This is a genomic window from Arthrobacter sp. TJ-265 (assembly GCF_058269135.1).
The window spans coordinates 1,373,281-1,394,513 of the sequence record NZ_JBZCND010000001.1 but is presented as its reverse complement, the minus strand read 5'-3'; the positions used below and the strand labels follow the sequence as shown (position 1 = coordinate 1,394,513).

Below are 21,233 nucleotides of genomic sequence, written 5' to 3'. Positions count from 1 at the left end.
ACCAGAAGGCGGCCGAAAGCCCGGGATGTCTTATTGAGAGCGCTGACATGACAAACACAAAGTTCCCTCGACCCGCGGTCAGCGGGGGGCCGTTGCGGTTCACCGCCCCACCGGTGGTCGCCACGTACTGGCCCACCTGGTCCCGGTCGGTAGAACTGCCCACCCCGCTCGATCAGATTCACCCGGAGTGGGCGACGCGTGATCGCTCGAGAGTCTGGAGTCTGGGACGAAAAGCTCGACAAGATCGGACCTCGGAATGATTCGTTTCTTGATACACATTCTGATCAATCTCGTGACGGCAGCGATCGGGCTGCTCCTCGCGGGTTGGATCGTCCCCGGTGTGGAGCTGCAGCCGACCGGTTTCATCGTTGCTGTGGTCGTCTTCGCCCTCGCCCAGGGTGTGCTCGGACCGTTCGTGTTCAACGTCGCCCGGCAATACGCGTCGGCCATCCTTGGAGGCATTGGGCTGGTCACCACGCTGATCGCTCTGGCAATCGCGTCCTTGTTCGATGGCGGGCTTTCGATCAGCGGCTTCATGGCGTGGGTGGGCGCCACCCTCCTGGTCTGGATTGTGACTGCTCTCGGCGGGTGGATTCTGGGGTGGCTGTTCATCACCCGCCGCCTCGGAAAGAAGAGTGAGGCCGCCCAGTAGCCGAGCCGCACCACTCTCGTCCTCATTGTTCTCGCGTTGTTCTCCATGGCGCAGCTCGCCTGCGACACTTACCGCATGATCGATGAGCCCACAGGTTGGCAGGAAGTTCCTAGCCCGCAATGGCTCATCCGCGTCAATCTCACGGAACCGATCGCCGTCATCCGGCGAAGCGGCGAATCTGATAGGACGATTACCTGGCCCGATCTTCCCGTCGGGTTGCTCGGCCTTCATGTGAGGATCGTGCCCGCCCCTGACGGCGCCTGGGTCCTCTACATGCCCGTCGAGAAGGATGGATATGAAACATCGCACAACGGGGCGACGGCCCTCCACATCTCACCCGATGGGATTCTCACCCCTTTCTCCGACCTCGGTCACGTCGATTGCCTCGGTACGACCCGGCACGGTTTGTGGCTCTCGGTCGGGCACTGGGAGGCCGACGTAGACACGGAAGCAGATTGGCTCACCGACCGTGACCTCTTGGTCCTGGAGGCGAACGGAGGAACTCACCGTTTGACCGCCGACCGGATGCCCGCTGCCGCCTTCGAGGATGACCAGTCAGCGCACCTGGTGGTCTATTCGTCGGCCCCTGACCCGTCCCACGATGGGTACGGCGGCGCCTCGTACACCTACCGCTTCTCACAGATCGACCTGCCTGCCGGCGCTCTTCCCTCGACGCTTCACATGACCGAGCACCAGCCCGTCCCCGTCGAGGACGACGACATTCCGGGGAGATCCAGAGACGAGGGGCCTGGAACGCATCCCATCACCATGGATGATCCTCGTGCCTCATGGACCCTGGTTGAGCTTCCATCCGAGCAGAAGAAGGCTGCGATCGAGGCGGTCTGCACGGAGTTCGCCCATCTCCACTCGTACTGGACAGCGCCCTCGGGAGCCAAGACTCCACTGTCGGACGGCCTCAGCGGGACGCGTGTCGACGTCGTCGGTGAGTGGCCCGCCACCCGGGTCGAGGTGAGCTTCATTCACCCCCACTATCCGGAAGGGCGACTACGGCGGACCTACCGGGTCTTCGACGACGCGGGCCGCATCAAGCCAACAGGGTTCCCAGCGATCCACCTCGTGGAGGACCTGGATACCCGGGATCTTCCCCCGGTCACGAACGCGCACAACACCATCCTGGACATCTGAGTCCGTCCCTACGGCAAGCAAACTACTCGACCCTGTCCCGAGTTCGCTCCGATGGCACAGCTCCGGAACCGTCCTGTGGATCACAACGACGACCGGCGTGTTCCTGGCAGCGCTGATTCGAGACCCAGGGAGCGGCGATGTGTCTGGCCTGTGTCCAATGGGCCTCTTGCCCCGTCACGGAAGGGAAGATCCATGCGAGGTATCACCTATTGATCCACGCCCATAGTCGCGCGCGGCTCCAGCTGCGGAGTCTCGACGGAAGGCGCTCCCCGCTATCCACGCTCCGGCTCCTGCTACGAGCAGAGCGCCGAGCGGCTGCGTGGGAAGCGTTGCACCGGTGGTCGCAAGCCCCAGAACGACCCCCAGGACGTAGAAGATGAGCGCGGACACGATCCACAGCCCGCCGGCCCCCTTCGGGAGAGTGCCGGAACGCCAGATAGCGACGCCGAGGAGTAGGTTGCCCACCAGCGCAAGCAGGAGGCCCAGGAGGAACGTCCCCGTCAAGGCATCGGGAAACTCCACCTGCAGGACGTCGGGCATCCCCGACAGGTATGCCCGACCAAGGGCCGGTGTTGCGAACGTGGAGATCACTGCCGGCACCATCAACAACGCATGACCGAGGACGGTCACGACCATGGCGGGCAGGGCCAATCGGCCCGTACTTGCGGGAGCCAAATAGCAGCCCAGGGCGAATACGCCGAAGATGGCCAGTATTGTGCCGCCGGTGCTGCCGATGAGGTGACTGGCGAGGTAGGAGGGGGAGGTGACGAACTGCGCCCATGCCTCGGGATCGGTTGTCTGGTCGGGCTGGGCCTTGATGGAGGACCATGCGGTGAGCAGCCCGTAAGCGGGCAAGGTCACCAAACCGGCTTTCACCCACTTGACGCTCAGTCGGGATCGCATGAGGGGTACTTCCTTACTTTCGGTTATCGGTTGTTGTGATCGACACCCGCCGGGGACGAGGTTCCCGAGGACCGGCCCAACGCCGGCACTGCCGATCCCCGATGACACCGAGGCGAGGCGGCGTAGCCACCTTCTTCGATGAACTCGCTCACGCACCCGACACACCCGGCATCTTGGTGTCCGGTGGTGATGAACCCGGGGCTGGAGGTCATTCCCCTGACGGGGTAGGTGCTGTTCGCCATGATGGCGCTCTTCTCGATGATGGGAGCCGCTCCTCGATCAGCCGCGTGTGACGACGATACGCCCAGGGGAATGGCGGTGCGAGGACCCGCCGGGGTGAATCTGCGAGACCGGTGCATCCTGCGCGCGACCCGGCGATCCGACGTCAGAGCCCCGGTCGACATCTCCGACCTGGGCGCCGTCGCATCCAGGACTGACTCGCATGATTCGTTGCGGGAGCAGGTCGAGTAGAAGCCCGATTCCCCACAGTGGGAACGAGTAATTTCGCCTTCCCCTTGACCTTTCCCTCCCTATCCGTGATCAACTAGTCAGCAGGCTTACTAGTTGGTCAAGAAGCCGGCCAATGCTTGAGCCTCTCGGGCAGGAGTCGGGATCGTCTGGTGCATCAATCCGACTCCTGCCCCTGTTCCTACCCTCGACCCCTCCTGCCGGCGAGAAATCACCGGCGACCATGCGAAGGTCGAGCGTGCCAGGAACCTCGAAGCTGAAGACCACGCTTCGATCACGGGCGGCCGGCCATGCCAGGAGGACATGGGGTGTCACCGGCTCGACAAGCGGCCGGCGCTTCTCGCAGGTCCGACCGGTCACCGTAGCGCTTCTCTTGGCGCTGGTGGAACGCACCTTGGCGCTGGTAGTAAGGAGTATGACCATCGACGCGTTCGAACCTCACCCCATCGTCCGCCTGCTCGGCAAGCCCTCGGCCGACTTCACCGGCGGCGACCTCGTGCGGGCGATCGAACAGTTGGGGCTGCACCAGGTGAACCTGCGCTACGTCGGCGGCGACGGGCGCCTGAAGACTCTGGCCTTCCCCATCAATTCGCGCGAGCACCTCATCGAGGTGCTGACGCGGGGTGAGCGTGTGGACGGCTCGAGTGTCTTTGCCGGTACCGATACCGGTAGCAGTGACGTCTACATCGTTCCGCGTCACCGCACCGCCTTCGTCAATCCCTTTGGAGAGCGGTCCTCGCTCGACGTGTTGTGCTCCTTCTATGACGAGTTCGGGAAGCCGCTGCCCTACGCGCGCGAGCAGGTTGTGCGTCGTGCTGCCGAGGTGCTGACGCAGGAGACCGGCATGACGCTCGAAGCCTTCGGCGAGTTGGAGTACTACCTCGTGGACGAGCCCGAGCGCATCTACCCCGTCGAGGAGGAGCGCGGCTATCAGGAATCGGGACCTTTCTCCAAAGGAGAGGAAATCCGAGAGCAGGTGCTGGGTCACCTCTGCGCCATGGGGGTCCCGTTGAAGTACGCCCACGGCGAAGTCGGCAACATCCTCGAGGACGACCGGCAGCTGGTCCAGCACGAGATCGAGCTCCAACCCGTGCCCTTGGAGCAGGCAGCCGACAACCTCGTCCTGGCGAAGTGGGTGGTGCGCGAGGTCGCCCATGCTCACGGTCTCGAGGTGACCTTTGCCCCGTCGGTGAGCGACGAGGGTGCAGGGAACGGCCTGCACATCCACAGTCGGCTGGTGCACGACGGCGCCAGCGCCATCGTCGGCAGGAAGGGGATCAACGACACGGGGCGTCGCCTGATCGCCGGCTACCTCTCGGCAGCCAGAGCACTGACCGCATTCGGTAACACGGTCCCCACGTCCTACCTGCGATTCACCGACGGTGGCGAGTCGCCCGAGGGCATCTGCTGGGGTGAGAGAGACCGCTCCGGTCTGGTCCGGGTCCCGCTCGCCTGGGGCGGGGATGTGCTGGCCGGGATGGTCGCCCACGCCAATCCTGGCAGCACCGAGCCCGTCCCCGAACCCGCCACACACCCCCAGACCGTCGAGCTCCGGCTCGGCGACGGCTCCGCCGACGTGCATCTGCTGCTGGCCGGCATGGCCGTCGCGGCGAAGCGCGGGCTGAGTGATCCCGGGAGCCTGGAGCTGGCCGAGCGGCTCAGCACCGCCAACCACGACGACTTCGAGCAACTGCCGACCTCGTGCGCGGAGTCGGCCGACGTGCTGGAGGCCGAGCGCGAGATGTTCGAGGCCGACGGCGTCTTCCCCGAGGCGCTCATCGACGCCTTGCTCGTGGGCCTACGCGACGCCGACGACGACACGCCGGACGGGGAGCTTGCGAAGGACGAGGCTGCTCGGGAGGAGCTCATTCGTCGTTACTGGCACGTCGGCTGAGCTCGCTTGGTTTCCTAGAGGCCCGCCCTGAGGCTCGGGCGACGGGTCGGTGCCCTGCATCGACGGATCCGCGGTCTTGCTGCACGGCCGTTTCGACCCCCGCTGGAGCGGCCAAACCGGCTACCGTGCATCGCCGCGCAACGAACTGCTTGCACGTCAGGCCGAGCAGCGCTCCTGCAGCTGCCGGGCTTTGCGCACCACACTGATCAGTGATTCGTCGCCCTGCCGAAAGTTCTCTACGGCATCACGGAGCTCAGAGATCTGGCTGGAAAGCTCCGGCGGGGCTGTTCTGGCGATCTCATCGATCTCGAGCAGCAGTCCCAGCGGGTCTGTGCCTAGCTGTTCAGGTGCTGTGCGCACCATGTCGACGATGCGAGCACATGCGTCGTCGACGGTGTCGACGGCCGCGTCGGTGGCCGGCTCGCCGGAGGGTGCCGAACTCATCGGTGATTCTGCAGCGGGTTGCCGGGCATCGGGTGGTGGATCGGCGAACGAGCAGCTCGTGAGGACCAGCAGCACGGCGGTCGTGGACAGGGCACGGGCCACCCTGGATCGGGTAGCACGCAGCGTCGGCACGACGATTCTCCTGGTCGGATCAGTAACGCGGTCAGTCAACGCATCATGAGCGTCCCATCCTACTGTTGATCACCCCGAAACTGTCCCGCACCTGATCTCGGAGTCAGAGATTCGCCCCTGCAAGACCTGACGCATACTCGAAGATCTGCGTCTCCATCCACGGGCTCCCATGACGCGACACCCAGCTGTACCAGGTGAGCGGGCGCTGATCCGCTCCGTGGGTACACTGCTCGCCATACCTGCTACGCCGAGCACACCTCGGCGCCAAGGTCAGCTCGTACTGAAGGCGCGCAGCACTCGGTCGACATGATCTTCTGCCCAGGAGTGGTCGAGGGCCCCGCTGCGTAACAGCCAGCGGTGAAGGAGGGGTCCGAGAAGGAGTTCCGCTGACTCATCGGCTCTCTTGACCCCACTGTGCCGGAGACGTTCGGCGACTGCCTGCATCTGGGGTTCGAGCAGTATCTCGCGGTATTGGGTCGCCAGAGTCATGTCGGTCTGGATCGCGGCCGTGACTGCACGTAGCAGCGGCTCCGCCACCGGATCGGAAAGCTCGGCAATCGTCTCCTGTACCAGCCGGATGAGGTCATTCTCCAGATCGCCGCTGTCCGGCACAACGAGGATGCCGTCGGGGCTCTGGCTGCGCGCCAGGAAGGCGTCGAACAGGATCGCCCCTGTCGACGGCCAGCTGCGGTAGAGCGTCTGCTTGCCCACGCCAGCCCGTAAAGCCACACCTTCCATCGTGAGCCTGGCGAAGCCTTCATGCGAAGCGAGAGAGAGCACCGCTTCGTGGACGCGAGCACGCGTTCTTCTACTGGCCATCGACCCACCCTAGCTCAAGAACGAGACGGTTCGTCTCGTTTTGGGTATCCTGCGACCATGACAACCTCGCAGACCTGGATGATCACGGGAGCCGGACGCGGGCTCGGGCGCGCCATGACGCTTGCCGCGTTGGAAGAAGGACAAACGGTGATTGCCACCGTCAGAGGCGAGCACTCCCTGCCCGCGCACGACCGGCTGCGCGTCCACCGGCTCGACGTCTGCGACCGCTCCGCCGCGGCGGCCTCCGTCGACGTCGCTGTCGCGGAATCCGGGCGCCTGGACGTTCTGGTGAACAACGCCGGCTACGGTCTTGTCGGAGCGATCGAGGAAGCGTCCGAAGAGGAGGTCCGGGAGCTCCTCGACACAAATCTTCTCGGGCCCCTGTGGCTCTGTCAGGCTGCGCTTCCCGTGATGCGGAAGCAGGGGGTAGGCCATATCGTCCAGATCTCGACGGTCGGCGCCGTGGGGACGATGCCTACTCTCGGTCTTTACAACGCGGCGAAGTGGGGCCTCGAGGGATGGACCGAGGCGATGGCCGCCGAGGTCGCCGCCTTCGGGGTCCGGGTGACCATCGTCCAGCCCGGCTCGATCGACACCGATTGGGCCGGCGGCAGTATGCGGTTCGCGGAACCGATGCGCCCCTACGACGACCTCCGCAGGACTCTCTTCGGGGCACCCGAGGTCCCGTGGCCGGTCGACGGTACCGCCGGAGGGACAGCACCTGCAGACATCGCCGCGGCGGTCCTCGCCCACGTTGCCGATAACGACGCCGGTAGGCTCCGACTCCTTGCCGGTGACGACGCGCCCGGTCAGGTGCAGGCAGCGTTGGAAAGGCGCCGACAGGACTACGCGCTCGACCCGCGCTGGGAACCGATCGAGCAGGGAGCTCAGGTGCGGCCGGTCTCGTGAGCCCACATGGCGAGCTCGACCCGATTACGCGCGCCGAGCTTGCGCATCAGGCTGGCCAGATGGGTCTTGACGGTGCTGGGACTGATGTGGAGATCGGCGGCGATCTCACTGTTGGTTCGTCCCTGCGCCACGGTGAGGAGCACTTGCTCCTCACGGGACGTGAGCGGTTCCATCGGCTGCGCGGATGGTCCCTTCTGCGATCTGGCAAACGCCGCAAGGAGGCGGACGGTGACGCTGGGAGCGATCAGGGCATCACCATCGGCTGCAGCGTGGATCGCCTGGGTCAGCAGCGCAGGTCCGGCGTCCTTGAGCAGGAAGCCCCGGGCACCGGCCTTCAACGCCCCATGGACGTACTCGTCGAGGTCGAAAGTGGTGATCACGATGATCGGCAGGGGGTCGGCGACCTCGGGTCCGGCGAGCTGGCGGGTGGCTTCGATACCGTCCATCAACGGCATGCGGATGTCGAACAGGCACACGTCCGGGTGCAACTGACGCGCCAGGCCCACCGCTTGTCGCCCATCGGTGGCGGTGCCCACGACCTCGATGTCGGGCTGGGCGTTCAGCAGCATCGTCAGGCCGGTGCGCACAATGTCCTGGTCGTCGGCGACAAGCACCCGGATGGTCATCGGGGAGCGCCCGCTCGGGGCAGCATCGCCTCGACCCGCCAGCCACCGCCCGCGCTCGGGCCGGCGTGGAACGTGCCACCCAGCAGCGTGGCGCGTTCCCGCATACCGACCAGGCCGTAACCCGACGCGCTGCCGCCGGCTGCGCTGATGGCACCATCGTCATCGACCGTCAATTGCACCCGCTCGGCGTCACCCACGACACGCACGGCAACCCGCGTCGCGTAGCGGGCGTGCCGTCGCGCGTTCGTGACCGACTCCTGGGTCAGGCGGTAGAGCGCGGCCCCGACCGCGGGGCTGAGATCGTCGAGTTCACCGGACAGCTCCACGTGGACCTGTGGCCCTCCCTCGGCTCGACCGGCGAGACGCCCGAGGTCGGCCACGCCCGGGCGTGGCGCGAAGTCCGCCCCCCCGGAGGCGCGCAGGACACCGACCATGGTGCGCAACTCGGTCAGCGTTCGCGAGGCGGCGTCCTCGATGACGGCAAGGACCTCAGTGGCACGCTCGGGGTGCGACGTTGCGACGGCACGTCCGGCCTGGGCCTGGATGGCGATGCCGGAGACGTGGTGGGCGACCGTGTCGTGGAGGTCACGTGCCAGCTGCTCGCGCTCCCGGGCTTTGGCCTCGTCGATGTCGCGAGTGCGCGTGTACGCGTGGTAGCGGATTGCAGCGCCCAGCGCTGCGGCGAACAGGAAGAAGGCGTATGCAGCCACCGTATCTGCCGGGCTGGTCAGGTCGGCGACGTGGGTGATGACCAGCCAGACCAGGATGACTCCCAGGCCGATGGCGGCCTCACGGCCGGCTCCCCACCGGAACAGCGCGTAGGTCAGGACGAGCACGCCCGAGATGCTCATCAGCAGGGGAGCCTCCTCGCCCGCGAGGATCCTCGCGACGTCGACAGCCGTCAGAGTGCCGAAGGAGATCGCGACCGCCGCCAGGGGGTGAGTGCGGCGCCACCACAGGGGAGCAAGGACCACGAATACGACGGCGAGCACCAGCGGGCGCGACGTCAGGTCCTCGCGGAGCACCACCTCCACCACGGACCACGCCAGGAGCACCGCGACGAGCGCCCCGTCCCGCCACACCCGCCGCGGGGGGTCCGCAGGTCGAGGCTCCGACCACAACGAGCGCAGCACCTTCGTCACCATCTGTCCAGCGTAGGGCCAGCACGGCAGCGGCGGATCAGCCGAAAGCACGAGGGAGAGACCATGCCATCGGCCGGGCGAACTCCGGCCTCGGGGACGATGTGCGGGCCGCCGGGCTCAGCGATCGTGGAACTGCCGATCCCCACTACAACAACGGAGCCCATCATGAGAACACGTCAACCCACCATCACCGCACTGGAGAACCAGCGGATCCCGGTGCAGGCCAAGCTCGCTGCCGCCTGGACCAGCTTGATGTTCTTCGTTATCTACGTCGACTACTTCCACCTCTACAAGCCCGGCGCCATCGACCAGATCCGGGGTGGCGAGATCTTCGAGTTCGACATCACCCCGACGTTGTTGACCATTTTCGTCGCGGTCATAGGCATCTCGGCCCTGATGATCCTGCTCTCCATGACGCTGCCCACCGGGGTGAACCGCGCCACGAACCTCGTCGTGGCATCGCTCTACATCCCCGTCATGGTGTTCAACGCGGTAGGTGAGTCCTGGGAATGGGCCTCCTTCTACGGCCTTTCCATCGGAATCGAGGTGCTGATCCTGGCCTTCATCCTGCGCTCCGCCTGGACCTGGCCCCACACCGCACCGTCAGCGACCATGCCGACCAGCCCGGACCGTGAAGCCGTTCGCGCCCAGCAGCAAGCGTGACCCCAAGAGCAGTCCCCGACGATGCGCTTGATCACGGACTGGACCGGCCTGGCCGGGGCCGTGACCGAGCGCGTCGGCGGGTTCTCCCTCGGCCTGAGCCGACACCTGGGCATCGCCGCCACCACCCCGAAACACCGGCGGCCACGCGTCGCCCATCAGGGGTGATGATCCCGGATCAGGGACTAAAGGCCCTGACGAGGTTGGTTCTTCCCGGCAACAATCAATGGGTGACCTGCATCTGGCAAGGCAGTGATGAACGTCCAAGCCGCAGAGGGACCCAAGAGCACAGTGATGTGGGGGAGTTCCTTTCGTGGACACGTCAACGAGCAGGACACCACGAATGAAGGCTCAACACGGCAGCACCAGCCGGCAGCGAGCAGGTAGCGCTCCGACGAATTCCGGACCCCTGTGCGTCGCATTCCTGCGCGACCTCGGACAGGTCCGGGTCCCGGTCCGGGTGCCTGTCCGGGGGCGGAACTCGGTGACGCCGCCTTGGCGTCGCGCCCGCGGTGGACACGCAGGGGTACCGGTTGTCGTCCAGGGCGAATTCGGTGGGTTCCCGTGCTGACAGCGTCGCGTGCCTCTGATCGAGTCCTGTCGCCCCCGATCGACCTGCCAGGAGTCCTGGTCGCGGTGCGCGCACCGTTGTTCGGCTATTGGTGTCTTCAGTGGGCTGCGTGCCGGGCACGGGAGTCGGGTGTTCCGGTGACCCTTATCCACAGTGTTGCCGCCGCCGATTCACTGCCTCGTGGAACCTGCGACGCTGATGCTGTCCGCGCGGGTAGCTCGCTGCTGCGACGTGAAGCGTCTCGCCTGTCGTCCGGATTTCCGGCACTGCAGGTAGACGTCGGCCTCTACCGTGGCAGCTTCGTCCAGGTGCTGGTCGGGTTGTCCGCGAGTGCGTCGCTGCTGGTGGTCGGCGCGGACCGGGTTGCTCTCGGCCCTGGTGGGGTTCAGGATCCGGTGGTGCTGGGGGTCGTGTCAGGGTCTCTTGCTCCTGTCCTGGTGGTGCCGGCCAGCCCGCGGGGGGTCGGCACCCATCAGAGGACCGTCACGGGTCATGTGGTGGTCGGGGTCGATGGATCGGCGCAGTCCTCCGTGGCACTGATGTACGCGGCGGCCGAAGCCGACCGGCTTGGTGCGGCCCTGCGGGTCATCATGGCGCTGAAGTCGGGATCGGCGGAGTCCAGGACACTGATGGACGGAGCTTCCGCATCTCTTTCGAAAGTGCAGACCGACTTTCCTCACCTTGCCGTGAGCTGGATCGTGGACGTGCTGCGCAGCCCTGTTCATGCCCTGATGCGGCACAGCCGCGACGCCGTGTTGCTGGTGGTCGGCCGCCATGGCGAGGGCGCCAGGGCCGGGGGGAAGCCGGGCTCGGTGACGCGCACCTTACTCCTGTGTCCGCCGTGCCCCACGCTCGTCGTACCCGCCACCGGGAGCCCCTGACTCCCGAGTAGCGACGGTCCGGTACCAGCGTTCGTATCTTGCGGCACGTGCAGGATGCTGCGAACCTCGCTGCCGCGATCCGTGATCGGCCCGCCCTTGTTGTCCACGCCGATCACTTCCTGAATCCTTCGCCCATCAGGTACGCGGAAGGTCGTCCTTCGCCGGAGGGTTTCCGGGCGGACACCTACGACTACGCGGCCCTGTGCGACCAGGGAGCAATCGCGACCCCGAGCATCGTTCGATGCGCCGCTGTATCGGTGGTCAGCGCCTCTATTTCGAGGCCGTACGACCTCGGGAACGTGCCACGGTCATCGTGGACCACCGGGATTCCACCGCACCGGGGATCATTCCCTCCGACGCGGTCCCGGCTCTCCGGTGACAGGACATCGCATTCGAGAAGAACGATGATTGCACGATGACCGGTCACCAGGTTGCACTGATCCGCAGCGTCATCGGAGTTCTGGCCTCGTGACAGCGGTCGCCGTGGCAATCGGTGGCCTGGAGGCGGCTCTGCTGGCGGCGTGGCATTTACTTTCCGCCCGGAAGAAGGGGAGTCCGCCTGGTCGCTCGAAGCAGTGGGTCGATGCAATGGCGGTGTCCCTCTGTCTGATGGCACTGCTCATCGCGGGGATCTGCCTTCACGCCGGGTCCGTCGCCAGGGTCGGCGGCCCGGCGACGTTGTTGGGGCTTCTCGGTTCCGTTGCCTTTGTCGCCGTCGTGATCGTTTCCAGGAGCAGGGCACTCGCCTGCGTGCTGGACGCGGACGGCACCGTCTCCCGCGTCAGGTCAGGCTGATCCATGGATGCTGAGGACCTCCCGGTGAGGGCGGAGCCTGGAAGCTCCACCTCACCGGGAGGTCCTCGTGGGTCATCCGGCCCGACCGCTCGTGACCTCGGGCCGCCGTACCGTCAACCCGCGGCAGGCGTCGACGCTGTCTTCCGGGCCTTCTTCGCCTTCTTCTCCCGGGCCTCGCGGGCCAGCAACGTCTTCTCATCGATCGGCGCGTCGCCGCTGGCCCGCCGACGCCGCATGTACTCGGCGGCCTCCTCCTGGCGTTCCTGCTCCGCGCCGCCGGCGATCGCCGAGCGCAGGTGCTCCTGGCCGTAGCCGAACGCCTGCACGAGGTCGAGGGCGTGCGGACGGATCTTCACCAGCAGGCGGTTGATGTAGCCGTCGAGGGTGCGGGCACGCTGCGCGGAGAGTCGCCCGTTCATGAGGAACCATGCCAGGTCCTTCTCGATCAGGCACAGGCCGAACAGGTCGCGCAGGCGCGTGAGGACCTGTCGCGTGCCCGGGTCGGTGATCCTGTGGAGGCCGCGTGTGAATGCCTCCCACTGCAGCAGTTCCGCGTGGGCGTGAGCCACCTCGATGAGCTCGTTCTGGTGCTCGTTGAAGAGCGCGGCGGCCTTCTCCTGCGACATCCCCTTCGCGGCGCGCAGGGCGGCGGCGAGATCGACGACGCGGGACTGCACGCGATCGGTCAGCAGCTCGCGCTGGGTGTCCTCGTCACGCAGGGCGATGGCCGACTTCTTGCCTGAGCCCGTATCCGCGAGGGTCTGGGCGACGCGGCGCAGGCCCGAGCGGTGCAGCGTCCTGCCGGCGGCCTGCGACACCGCGTAGCGGGCCAGGACACCGAAGTCCACGCCCGTGAACTCCTTGGCGTAGTCCGTCAGGAGTCGCTTGGCCACGAGCTGCAGCAGGACGTTGTTGTCTCCCTCGAAGGTCACGTACACATCGAGGTCCGCGCGCAGCGAAGTGAACCGGTTCTCTGCCAGGAAGCCCTGCCCGCCGGTCGCCTCGCGGCACTCCTGCAGGGTGTCGAGTGCCAGCCAGGTGCTCAGGGGCTTGAACGCGGCGGCGAGGGTCTCGAGGTCCTGGCGGTCCTCGTCGGTGTCGAGCTCACTGGAGAAGACGCCGTCGAACTTCTCGAGGAGCTCCTCGTGCGCGAAGGATGCGGCGTAGGTCGCGGCAAGGCGAGGCAGGAGCCTGCGCTGGTGCCGCTGGTAATCCATCAGCACCTCCTCCTTGAGGTTCGAGGACGCGTTGAACTGGCGGCGCTGGGTCGAATAGGTGATCGCGGCGGTGAGGGCGAGCTTGCTCGCCGCGACCGCCGCGCCGTCGAGCGAGACGCGGCCCTGGACCAGGGTCCCGAGCATCGTGAAGAAGCGGCGTCCCGGAGATGCGATGGGCGAGGTGTACGTGCCGTCCTCGGCGACGTCGCCGTACCGGTTCAGCAGGTTGGTCCGGGGGATCCGGACGCCGGTGAAGTGCAGGCGGCCGTTGTCGATGCCGTTGAGGCCACCCTTGATGCCGTCATCCTCTCCGCCCACGCCGGGCTTGAAGGACCCGTCCTCGTTGCGCAGCTCCACGTAGAAACCGTGCACGCCGTGGCTGACGCCGTTGGTGACGAGCTGGGCGAACACGACGGCGGCCCGGCCGTCGATGGCGCCGTTGCCGATGTAGTCCTTCCAGGCTGCGCGGAAGGGCGTGTCGATGACGAACTCCTCCGTGGAGGGATCGAAGGTGGCGGTGGTGGCGATGCTCGCGACGTCGCTGCCGTGGCCCGTCTCGGTCATGGCGAAGCAACCGGGGATCCGCATGTCCATGATGCCCGGGAGCCATGCCTCGTGGTGCTTCGCGGTACCGAGGTGCATGACGGCTGAGCCGAAGAGACCCCACTGCACGCCCGCCTTGATCTGCAGCGACGGATCCGCGACGACGAGCTCCTCGAAGCCCGCGACGTTTCCACCGTGGTCGTCGTTGCCGCCCAGGGCCTTGGGGAACGCGCGGTGGACGGCCTGCTGCTCCACGAGGTAGTGGAGCTGGTCGAAGCAGCGCAGCCGGTGATCGGTGTGGGTGAGGCCCTCGATCTTCTGGACCTCGGGGCGGCCTGCGAGGTCCCGTGCGGTGCGGCGGATGTGTGCCCACCGGCCGAGGAGCAGCTCCCCTAGCTCGGCGGTGTCCACGGTGGCCTGCTCGTCGTCCTTGATGTCAGCCGTGGCGGGGATCTGCTGCGGCCGGGTGATGGTCTGGGTCATGGCGTGTCCTTCGCGCGTTGGCGGGTTGGGGAATGGGGGGCCGCCGGTGGCACGAGTGCCTCGTACCGGCTGATGCCGTCGAAGAGCCAGCCGGTGATGTGCCGGGCCATCTGCTCCTCGGTCGGTTTGTCGGGGGTGTCGGGGGAGGAGAGCCAGTGCTCGCCGGCGGCCCGGACCATGCCGATCGCGGCGGCGGGCCAGTACTCCGGTGCGGCATCGTCGGGAGCCGAGGGTCGGTCCGGGGAGAGCAGGTAGCCACGCATGGGACGCGCGATCATGTCGGTGACCGCGGCGAGGAAGTGCGCGAGGGTGTCCTGGCCGTCGATCGCCGTGGAGGCGGTCGAGGAAGCTGCAGCGGGCGTCGCCGTCGGTTCGGCGACACCCACGCGCGTGACGAACGCATAGACGCTGGGCGAGGTCCGGGCCATCTGCAGGTAGGCGAGCACCATGGCGTAGAGGCCCTCCCGAGGGGTGGGTGCGGCCTTCGCAGCGTCGAGCACCTTCTGCTGCATCTGGCCGATGACCACTTCCGCCATGGCCCGCTGCAATCCGGTCTTGTCCCCGAAATAGCGGTAGTACACGGACTTCGAGGTCTCGGCCGCTGCGGCGATGTCCTCCATGGAAGCCCCGGGACCGAGCGCGTCGACGGCGCGCCTCGCGGCCTTGATCAGCTGCCGCCGCCGCTCGGCCCGGTGCCCTTCCCATCGACTCGACCGGCCGTCCTGGACGGGGGCCGCGCGGCCGGCATTCTTCGCGGAGGCACCCTTGAGGGCATGGGCAAGCTTCATGATACCCAGCGTATCAGGTACGCTAGGTATCGGTAATCCACCTTCTCGCACCAGGAGCACTCCCATGGCAGATCAGGCCGGGGCGCACACCGCCGCCCTCCCACCGCGCACGGCAGTCGTCATCGGCGGCAACCGCATCCCCTTCGCCCGTTCCGGCGGCGCCTACGCCTACTCGTCCAACAAGGACATGCTCATCGCCGCGCTGGACGGCCTCGTGGCGCGTTTCGGCCTGCAGGGCGAGCGCATCGGGGAGGTCGCGGCCGGTGCCGTCCTCAAGCACTCCCGGGACTTCAACCTCACGCGGGAGGCCGTCCTCGGTTCGGCGTTGTCCCCGGAGACGCCCGCCTACGACCTGCAGCAGGCCTGTGCTACGGGCCTCGAGACCGTCGTCGGCCTCTCGAACAAGATCAGGCTCGGCCAGATCGACTCCGGCATCGCCGGCGGCGTCGACTCCGCCTCCGACGCCCCGATCGCCGTCAGCGAGGGTCTCCGCCGCGTGCTGCTCGACCTCTCCCGCGCCAAGACGACGCAGCAGAAGATCAAGGCACTCGCCACGCTCCGCCCGAAGGACCTCTCGCCCAACGCACCGACCACGGGTGAGCCCCGGACGGGCCTGTCCATGGGGGAGCACCAGGCCCTGACCACCGCGGCCTGGGAGATCACGCGTGAAGCGCAGGACGAACTCGCGTACCGCAGCCACCACAACCTCGCCGCCGCCTACGACCGCGGGTTCTTCTCCGACCTCATGACGCCGTACCGGGGCCTGACGAAGGACGCCAACCTCCGGGCGGACACCTCGCTGGAGAAGCTGGCCACCCTGAAGCCCGTCTTCGGCAAGGGCCTCGACACCCCGGCCACCATGACCGCCGGCAACTCCACCCCGCTCACGGACGGCGCCGCCGTCGTCCTGCTCGGCAGCGAGGACTACGCGCGGGCCAACAACCTCCCGATGCTCGCGACCATCGTCGACGCAGAGGCGGCGGCAGTGGACTTCGTCACCGGCGAGGAGGGCCTGCTGATGGCCCCCGTGCACGCGATGCCCCGTCTGTTGCAGCGCAACGGATTCACCTTCGACGACTTCGATTTCTTCGAGATCCACGAAGCCTTCGCCGGGACCGTCCTCAGTTCCCTCGCGGCATGGGAGGACCCGGACTACTGCAAGCGCGTCCTCGGTCTCGACGGCGCCCTCGGCAGCATCGACCGCTCGAAGGTCAACGTCAATGGGTCCTCCCTCGCCGCAGGCCACCCGTTCGCGGCCACGGGCGGGCGCATCGTCGCCTCGCTCGCCAAGACCCTCTCCGAGAAGGGCGGCCGCGGCCTCATCTCCGTCTGCGCCGCCGGCGGCCAAGGCGTCGTCGCGATCCTCGAGGCGAGGTAGGCATGACCGACAACTACCTGAACCTCGTGAACAGCCCCCTGCCCGGCAAGATCGCCAAGGCCCTCGGCCTGCCGCGTCCCTCCGTCCTGCGCCGCTACACCCCCGGGGAGTCCATCGCGTCGAAGCCGGTGCTCGTCACCGGATCGGGTGCCGGGGCCGAGGCGCTCGCCGACGTCCTGCTGAGCTGGGACGTCGAAGTACGGCGCCACGTCCTGCCGGGCGAGAAGCTCAGCGCCGCCGTCGTCGTGCTGGACCGGGCGGCCTCGCCCGCGGATCTCGCGGCACCCCTGCTCGAGCTCGGGCAGGCGCTCAAGGTGCTGGTGCCGGGCGGTCGCGTGGTGGCGGTCTTCCGCTCCTCCGCGGACACCACGGACCCAGCAGTGGCGGCGGCGCGGCAGGGCATCGACGGCGCCATCCGGTCCGTCGCCCACGAACTGCGCGGTGGAGCCACGGCCAACGGCATCATCCTGCGCGGGGACGCGACGACGACGGATGCCACCACGCTCGGCGCCCTCCGGTTCTTCCTGTCCGGCAGGAGTGCTTACGTCGACGGCCAGTTCCTCGAGGTATCGGGGACGCCGGCCGAGAGCCTCGCCGGACTCGCGGCCGCCACGACGGCGGTGGGGGAGGGCGTGCCCGACCGACCGCTGGCGGGCAAGACCGCCGTGGTCACGGGAGCGGCCCGCGGCATCGGGGCGAAGATCGCCGAGATCCTCGCCCGGGACGGAGCCCGCGTGGTCGCGGTCGACGTCCCGGCGGCGGGCGAGCAGCTCGCGCAGGTCGCGAACCGGGTGGGCGGGACGGCCCTGCAGCTCGACATCACCGACCCCGACGCGGCGGCACGGATCCTCGAGCACGTCGGGGGGCGCTACGGCACCCTCGACGTCGTGGTGCACAACGCCGGCGTCACGAGAGACAAGCTGCTGGCCAACATGGATGCCTCCCGGTGGGACTCGGTCATCGCCGTCAACATCGCCTCCCAGCTGCGCATGAACGAGCAGTTCCTCGCTTCATCGGTCTTCTCCACGACAGGGCGGATCATCAGCCTCGCCTCGACGAGCGGGATCGCCGGCAACCGCGGGCAGAGCAACTACGCGGCGTCGAAGGCCGGCGTGATCGGCATGGTCCGGGCGCAGGCCGCCTCCTTCGACGGCGCCGGCCGGACCGTCAACGCCGTTGCCCCCGGCTTCATCGAGACGGACATGACGGCGAAGATCCCGCCCCTCACCCGCCAGGTGGCCCGCCGGCTGAGCAGCCTGCAGCAGGGCGGTCTTCCCGTGGACGTGGCCGAGGCGATCGCCTTCCTGGCCTCCGACGCCGCGGCGGGCATCAACGGGCAGGTCCTCCGGGTGTGCGGGCAGAACCTCGTGGGCGCATGAGCGGGACACCCCGCGAGGAGGTGATGCTGCCCGGTGTGCCGGCCCTGCCCGGGCTCTACCGCCAGGCCCTCGGGCTGGCCGCTCGGCGGAGGATGCTCCGGGCGGCCGTCCCGCCCGCCGTCCCCGCCGTGCAGCACCGCGCGGACGGCGTCCGGGTGGACCTCGGTGCGCTCACCCGGTTCCAGCAGCTGCTCGGGTCCGCAGCGCGGGACACTGTGCCGTCCGCCTACGTCCACACTCTCGCGTTCCCCGTGGCCATGAGCGTCCTCACGCGACCCGACTTCCCGCTGCCCCTGCTCGGCATGGTCCACCTCAGCAACGAGGTGTACCAGGAGCGCCCGATCGACGCCGCCGAGACGTTGGACGTCGTGGCCTGGGCGGAGCACCTGCGCCCGCACGCGGCCGGCACGCAGGTCGACGTCGTCATCGAGGTGCGTCTGGGAGCCGAGCTCGTGTGGACCGGGCGGTCGGTCTACCTGGCGCGCGGTGTCCGGCTCGACAGTGCAGGCTCGGACGGGCGCCGTGACGAGGACAGGCCGTCCTTCACCGCGCCCACGCCCACGGGTGTCTGGCGGCTCGGCGCCGACACGGGCCGGCGGTACGCCGCGGTCTCGGGCGACTGGAATCCCATCCACCTCAGCGCGCTGACCGCGAAGGCGCTCGGGATGACGACGGCGATCGCGCACGGCATGTACCTCGCCGCTCGCATGGTGGACCAGGCCGTCCCCGCGCCGTCCGGAGCCCTGCAGTGGCGCATCGATTTCGCCACGCCGGTGCTCCTGCCCGGGAGCGTGACGACGTCGTTCACGCGGGCCGGTGACGAGTCCGGGCGCCGGACGGACGTGGTCGGGTGGTCCGCGAAGCGCCGCCGCCCCCACTTCACAGGCTGGGTGCGCGCGGAATAGTTCCATGCCGGCCGGGCCCTGTCCAGACACACCGTGATTTTCGGGGGCAATCCGTGGAAAATCCGTCGTTCGACTGGGCAGGCGCCCGCTCGTCGGGGCAGACTCCGACTACCAGCCCCCGACGGCTGCCCCACTGTATGGAAAGAGGAGTCCCGTGAACTCTCGAGGTCTCAAAGCAGGGCTGATCGCAGCCTCGGCCCTGATGGCATCAGCGCTGATGACAGCCGGTCCCGTCCAGGCAGCACCCTCCACCGACGCCGCCACCGTGTCCCACACGCAGAACGAAGGCCAGGCCGCCCTTGACGCCTACTGGACGGCGGACAGGATGGAGAGCGCCAAACCCGCCAACACGATCAACTCCGGATGGGCCGCCGAGGGCCGCTCGGTCATGCCGAAGGCAGGACAGCAGTCGGTGGCGAAGGCACCCAAGGAACCCCTCGTTGAGGCGCGTGCCACCGCGCAGTCGCCGGTCCCGCGCATCGGGAAGGTGTTCTTCACCCAGGGCGGACAGAACTACGTCTGCTCCGGCAACGCGGTCCAGAGCGGGAACCAGAGCGTCGTCGCCACCGCAGGACACTGTACGCACGATCTCTCGACCGGATGGGTCACGAACTTCGTCTTCGTCCCCGGTTACAACAACGGCGCCGCGCCCTACGGCAAGTTCACCGCGCGGTCACTGCACCCGACCAGCGAGTGGGTGGCCCGCAACGACATCAGCTATGACGCCGCCTTCGCCGTCATGAACACGCTCAACGGCAGGACGCTCTCCGCGACCGTCGGTGCATCGAGCATCGGTTTCAACATGGCGCGCGGCCTCACCTACAGTGCCTACGGCTACCCCGCGGCGACCCCGTTCAGCGGCGAGCGCCTCCTCAGCTGCTACGGGAAGACCTCGGCGGACCGCATCGGCGGCACCCAGTCCCAGGGCATCCCCTGCAACATGACCGGTGGTTCCTCCGGCGGCCCGTGGTTCATCGGCTCCGGCTCCACCGGGACCCAGAACTCGGTCAACAGCTTCGGCTACAGCACCCAGAGCAACGTGATGTACGGCCCGTACTTCGGCAGCTCCATCCAGTCCGCCTATTCCACGGCGGCCAGCCGGTAGTCCAGCCGGTCAGCCAGGAGTGCACGGGCGGTTCCCTCACGGGGGACCGCCCGTGCCTCGTCCGGCCCCGCCCCGCCGCCCTCGTCCCTGCCGCCCCTAGACTTAGGCGCATGACCGGCTTCGACCTCTTCACCCGCGCGGCGGAGCTCGACGCCGCTGACCCCCTCGGCAGGCACCGGATGCTGTTCCTCGGCACCGACGACCACACCGTGCTCTCGTACCTCGACGGCAATTCCCTGGGGCGTCCCCTCGCCGCAACCGCGGACGGCCTGGCGTCGTTCGTCCGGGACCAGTGGGGCGGTCGCCTGATCCGCGGCTGGGACGAGGGGTGGCTCGGGCTGGCGGAACGGATCGGCGACCAGCTGGGCCGGGTGGCGCTCGGGGCGGCCGCGGGCCAGTGCGTCGTGGCCGATTCGACGAGCGTGATCCTCTACAAGCTCGCCCGGGCGTCGGTGGCCGCCCGCCCAGGGCGGACGGAGATCGTCATCGACCGCGACAACTTCCCGACGGACCGGTTCATCGTCGAGGGGATCGCCCGCGAGCGCGGCCTGACCCTCCGCTGGATCGACGTCGCGTACGACGGCGGTGCGACGCCCGCGGATGTCGCCGCCGCCGTCGGCCCCCGGACGGCGCTCGTGCTGCTCAGCCACGTCGCGTACCGCTCCGGGTTCATCGCCGACGTGCCCGCCATCACGAGGATCGCCCACGACGCCGGCGCCCTCGTCCTGTGGGACCTCAGCCACTCGGTCGGGTCCGTTCCGGCGGACCTCGATGCCTGGGATGTCGACTTCGCGGCGGGATGCAGCTACAAGTACCTCAACGGTGGGCCCGGAGCGCCGGCGTGGGCGTATGTCGCGAAGCGGCACCTGCCGACCCTCGACCAGCCCGTCCTCGGCTGGCTGGGCAGCGCGGACCCGTTCGCCATGGGCTCCACCTACCAGCCCGCCGACGGCGTCCGGCGCCTGGTCTCGGGCACGCCCCCGATTCTCGGGATGCTCCCGATGCGCGACATGCTCGCCCTGATCGAGGACGTCGGCATGCCGGCCATTCGGGCCAAGTCGGAGGACCTGACCGCCTTCGCCGTCGATGCCGTCGACGTCGTGCTGGCCCCGTACGGCGTTCTCCTCGCCTCGCCGCGTGCCGCGCAGACCCGCGGCGGCCACATCACCATCGACCACCCCGATTTCGCCGGAATGGTGCCGGAGCTGTGGCAGGACGGCATCATCCCCGACTACCGCAATCCGAACGGGATCCGGCTCGGCCTCTCGCCCCTGTCGACGTCGTTCCATGAGGTCGCCGTCGCCGTCGCGGCCATCGCCGCGCGCCTGGAGCAGGCGGCCCAGGGGTCCGACGCCGAGCGACTGGACCCGGCGGCACGCGGGGCCGGGTAGGG

General features: G+C 68.0%; 20 protein-coding genes. 13 read left to right on the top strand and 7 right to left on the bottom strand.

Annotation, left to right across the window (positions count from 1 at the left end; translation table 11 throughout):
* The first annotated feature begins 256 nt into the window (after positions 1-256).
* Together AC4D2E_RS06700 and AC4D2E_RS06695 are read left to right on the top strand one after the other, a co-directional pair.
* Positions 257-652, top strand: coding sequence for a phage holin family protein (locus AC4D2E_RS06700; RefSeq protein ID WP_490909318.1), 396 nt, complete (start codon positions 257-259; stop codon positions 650-652).
* 75 nt (positions 653-727) lie between these two features.
* Positions 728-1,798, top strand: a complete 1,071-nt coding sequence (locus AC4D2E_RS06695; RefSeq protein ID WP_490952041.1) for a hypothetical protein — start codon at positions 728-730, stop codon at positions 1,796-1,798.
* Positions 1,799-1,972: 174 nt separating this feature from the next.
* Here AC4D2E_RS06695 and AC4D2E_RS06690 read toward each other — a convergent pair whose 3' ends face one another.
* Positions 1,973-2,701 carry a hypothetical protein gene (locus AC4D2E_RS06690; protein WP_490952040.1) on the bottom strand — a complete coding sequence of 243 codons (729 nt, stop codon included), beginning with the start codon at positions 2,699-2,701 and terminating at the stop codon, positions 1,973-1,975.
* An 883-nt stretch (positions 2,702-3,584) separates the two neighbouring features.
* Between AC4D2E_RS06690 and AC4D2E_RS06685 the strand changes: the two genes are divergently transcribed.
* Positions 3,585-5,063 carry a glutamine synthetase beta-grasp domain-containing protein gene (locus AC4D2E_RS06685; RefSeq protein ID WP_490952039.1) on the top strand — a complete coding sequence of 493 codons (1,479 nt, stop codon included), beginning with the start codon at positions 3,585-3,587 and terminating at the stop codon, positions 5,061-5,063.
* A 156-nt stretch (positions 5,064-5,219) separates the two neighbouring features.
* Here AC4D2E_RS06685 and AC4D2E_RS06680 read toward each other — a convergent pair whose 3' ends face one another.
* Positions 5,220-5,639, bottom strand: a complete 420-nt coding sequence (locus tag AC4D2E_RS06680) for a hypothetical protein (protein ID WP_490952038.1) — start codon at positions 5,637-5,639, stop codon at positions 5,220-5,222.
* Between the two features lie 270 nt (positions 5,640-5,909).
* Positions 5,910-6,458, bottom strand: coding sequence for a TetR/AcrR family transcriptional regulator (locus tag AC4D2E_RS06675; protein WP_490952037.1), 549 nt, complete (start codon positions 6,456-6,458; stop codon positions 5,910-5,912).
* A gap of 57 nt (positions 6,459-6,515) precedes the next feature.
* Here AC4D2E_RS06675 and AC4D2E_RS06670 point away from each other — a divergent pair, with 57 nt between their 5' ends.
* The gene (locus tag AC4D2E_RS06670; protein ID WP_490952036.1) at positions 6,516-7,367 is read left to right on the top strand and encodes an SDR family NAD(P)-dependent oxidoreductase; all 852 of its coding nucleotides are present in this window, start codon (positions 6,516-6,518) and stop codon (positions 7,365-7,367) included.
* On the opposite strand, the gene AC4D2E_RS06665 is transcribed toward AC4D2E_RS06670, so the two are convergent.
* The gene (locus tag AC4D2E_RS06665) at positions 7,346-7,993 is read right to left on the bottom strand and encodes a response regulator (protein WP_104164947.1); all 648 of its coding nucleotides are present in this window, start codon (positions 7,991-7,993) and stop codon (positions 7,346-7,348) included. The genes AC4D2E_RS06670 and AC4D2E_RS06665 overlap by 22 nt on opposite strands.
* Positions 7,990-9,138: a sensor histidine kinase gene (locus tag AC4D2E_RS06660; RefSeq protein ID WP_490952035.1), complete on the bottom strand. Its 1,149-nt coding sequence runs from the start codon at positions 9,136-9,138 to the stop codon at positions 7,990-7,992. Before AC4D2E_RS06660 ends, AC4D2E_RS06665 begins: the two co-directional genes overlap by 4 nt.
* A gap of 162 nt (positions 9,139-9,300) precedes the next feature.
* Here AC4D2E_RS06660 and AC4D2E_RS06655 point away from each other — a divergent pair, with 162 nt between their 5' ends.
* The 4 genes from AC4D2E_RS06655 to AC4D2E_RS06640 all read left to right on the top strand — a co-directional run bounded on the left by AC4D2E_RS06655 (position 9,301) and on the right by AC4D2E_RS06640 (position 12,042).
* On the top strand, positions 9,301-9,798 hold the full coding sequence (locus AC4D2E_RS06655) for a DUF6326 family protein (protein ID WP_490952034.1): 498 nt from the start codon (positions 9,301-9,303) through the stop codon (positions 9,796-9,798).
* A gap of 21 nt (positions 9,799-9,819) precedes the next feature.
* The gene (locus AC4D2E_RS06650; RefSeq protein ID WP_490952033.1) at positions 9,820-9,963 is read left to right on the top strand and encodes a hypothetical protein; all 144 of its coding nucleotides are present in this window, start codon (positions 9,820-9,822) and stop codon (positions 9,961-9,963) included.
* A gap of 540 nt (positions 9,964-10,503) precedes the next feature.
* A complete protein-coding gene (locus AC4D2E_RS06645; RefSeq protein WP_490952032.1) occupies positions 10,504-11,247 on the top strand; it encodes a universal stress protein in 744 nt (247 codons plus the stop codon).
* Between the two features lie 468 nt (positions 11,248-11,715).
* The gene (locus AC4D2E_RS06640; protein WP_490952031.1) at positions 11,716-12,042 is read left to right on the top strand and encodes a hypothetical protein; all 327 of its coding nucleotides are present in this window, start codon (positions 11,716-11,718) and stop codon (positions 12,040-12,042) included.
* 113 nt (positions 12,043-12,155) lie between these two features.
* Here AC4D2E_RS06640 and AC4D2E_RS06635 read toward each other — a convergent pair whose 3' ends face one another.
* Together AC4D2E_RS06635 and AC4D2E_RS06630 are read right to left on the bottom strand one after the other, a co-directional pair.
* On the bottom strand, positions 12,156-14,285 hold the full coding sequence (locus AC4D2E_RS06635; RefSeq protein ID WP_490952030.1) for an acyl-CoA dehydrogenase family protein: 2,130 nt from the start codon (positions 14,283-14,285) through the stop codon (positions 12,156-12,158).
* Positions 14,282-15,073 (bottom strand): TetR/AcrR family transcriptional regulator, encoded by a 792-nt coding sequence (locus AC4D2E_RS06630; protein WP_490952029.1) that lies wholly within the window; start codon positions 15,071-15,073, stop codon positions 14,282-14,284. The genes AC4D2E_RS06635 and AC4D2E_RS06630 overlap by 4 nt, the downstream gene beginning before the upstream one ends.
* Before the next feature lie 64 nt (positions 15,074-15,137).
* On the opposite strand from AC4D2E_RS06630, the gene AC4D2E_RS06625 reads away from it, so the two are divergent.
* The 5 genes from AC4D2E_RS06625 to AC4D2E_RS06605 all read left to right on the top strand — a co-directional run bounded on the left by AC4D2E_RS06625 (position 15,138) and on the right by AC4D2E_RS06605 (position 21,231).
* The gene (locus AC4D2E_RS06625) at positions 15,138-16,451 is read left to right on the top strand and encodes an acetyl-CoA C-acetyltransferase (RefSeq protein ID WP_490909333.1); all 1,314 of its coding nucleotides are present in this window, start codon (positions 15,138-15,140) and stop codon (positions 16,449-16,451) included.
* Between the two features lie 2 nt (positions 16,452-16,453).
* Positions 16,454-17,830 carry a 3-oxoacyl-ACP reductase gene (locus AC4D2E_RS06620; RefSeq protein ID WP_490952028.1) on the top strand — a complete coding sequence of 459 codons (1,377 nt, stop codon included), beginning with the start codon at positions 16,454-16,456 and terminating at the stop codon, positions 17,828-17,830.
* The gene (locus tag AC4D2E_RS06615; protein WP_490952027.1) at positions 17,827-18,735 is read left to right on the top strand and encodes a MaoC/PaaZ C-terminal domain-containing protein; all 909 of its coding nucleotides are present in this window, start codon (positions 17,827-17,829) and stop codon (positions 18,733-18,735) included. Before AC4D2E_RS06620 ends, AC4D2E_RS06615 begins: the two co-directional genes overlap by 4 nt.
* 154 nt (positions 18,736-18,889) lie before the next feature.
* Entirely contained in the window at positions 18,890-19,840 is a 951-nt protein-coding gene (locus AC4D2E_RS06610; protein ID WP_490952026.1) for a trypsin-like serine peptidase, read from the top strand.
* A gap of 110 nt (positions 19,841-19,950) precedes the next feature.
* Positions 19,951-21,231 (top strand): kynureninase, encoded by a 1,281-nt coding sequence (locus AC4D2E_RS06605; protein WP_490952025.1) that lies wholly within the window; start codon positions 19,951-19,953, stop codon positions 21,229-21,231.
* Positions 21,232-21,233 lie beyond the last annotated feature (2 nt).

What these genes read in the sequence shown, in the direction of transcription:
- AC4D2E_RS06700 (WP_490909318.1), top strand. Translation starts at nt 257, where the DNA reads ATGATTCGTTTCTTGATACACATTCTGATCAATCTCGTGACGGCAGCG.
- AC4D2E_RS06695 (WP_490952041.1), top strand. Translation starts at nt 728, where the DNA reads ATGATCGATGAGCCCACAGGTTGGCAGGAAGTTCCTAGCCCGCAATGG.
- AC4D2E_RS06690 (WP_490952040.1), bottom strand. Translation starts at nt 2,701, where the DNA reads ATGCGATCCCGACTGAGCGTCAAGTGGGTGAAAGCCGGTTTGGTGACC.
- AC4D2E_RS06685 (WP_490952039.1), top strand. Translation starts at nt 3,585, where the DNA reads ATGACCATCGACGCGTTCGAACCTCACCCCATCGTCCGCCTGCTCGGC.
- AC4D2E_RS06675 (WP_490952037.1), bottom strand. Translation starts at nt 6,458, where the DNA reads ATGGCCAGTAGAAGAACGCGTGCTCGCGTCCACGAAGCGGTGCTCTCT.
- AC4D2E_RS06670 (WP_490952036.1), top strand. Translation starts at nt 6,516, where the DNA reads ATGACAACCTCGCAGACCTGGATGATCACGGGAGCCGGACGCGGGCTC.
- AC4D2E_RS06665 (WP_104164947.1), bottom strand. Translation starts at nt 7,993, where the DNA reads ATGACCATCCGGGTGCTTGTCGCCGACGACCAGGACATTGTGCGCACC.
- AC4D2E_RS06660 (WP_490952035.1), bottom strand. Translation starts at nt 9,138, where the DNA reads ATGGTGACGAAGGTGCTGCGCTCGTTGTGGTCGGAGCCTCGACCTGCG.
- AC4D2E_RS06655 (WP_490952034.1), top strand. Translation starts at nt 9,301, where the DNA reads ATGAGAACACGTCAACCCACCATCACCGCACTGGAGAACCAGCGGATC.
- AC4D2E_RS06650 (WP_490952033.1), top strand. Translation starts at nt 9,820, where the DNA reads ATGCGCTTGATCACGGACTGGACCGGCCTGGCCGGGGCCGTGACCGAG.
- AC4D2E_RS06635 (WP_490952030.1), bottom strand. Translation starts at nt 14,285, where the DNA reads ATGACCCAGACCATCACCCGGCCGCAGCAGATCCCCGCCACGGCTGAC.
- AC4D2E_RS06630 (WP_490952029.1), bottom strand. Translation starts at nt 15,073, where the DNA reads ATGAAGCTTGCCCATGCCCTCAAGGGTGCCTCCGCGAAGAATGCCGGC.
- AC4D2E_RS06625 (WP_490909333.1), top strand. Translation starts at nt 15,138, where the DNA reads ATGGCAGATCAGGCCGGGGCGCACACCGCCGCCCTCCCACCGCGCACG.
- AC4D2E_RS06620 (WP_490952028.1), top strand. Translation starts at nt 16,454, where the DNA reads ATGACCGACAACTACCTGAACCTCGTGAACAGCCCCCTGCCCGGCAAG.
- AC4D2E_RS06615 (WP_490952027.1), top strand. Translation starts at nt 17,827, where the DNA reads ATGAGCGGGACACCCCGCGAGGAGGTGATGCTGCCCGGTGTGCCGGCC.
- AC4D2E_RS06605 (WP_490952025.1), top strand. Translation starts at nt 19,951, where the DNA reads ATGACCGGCTTCGACCTCTTCACCCGCGCGGCGGAGCTCGACGCCGCT.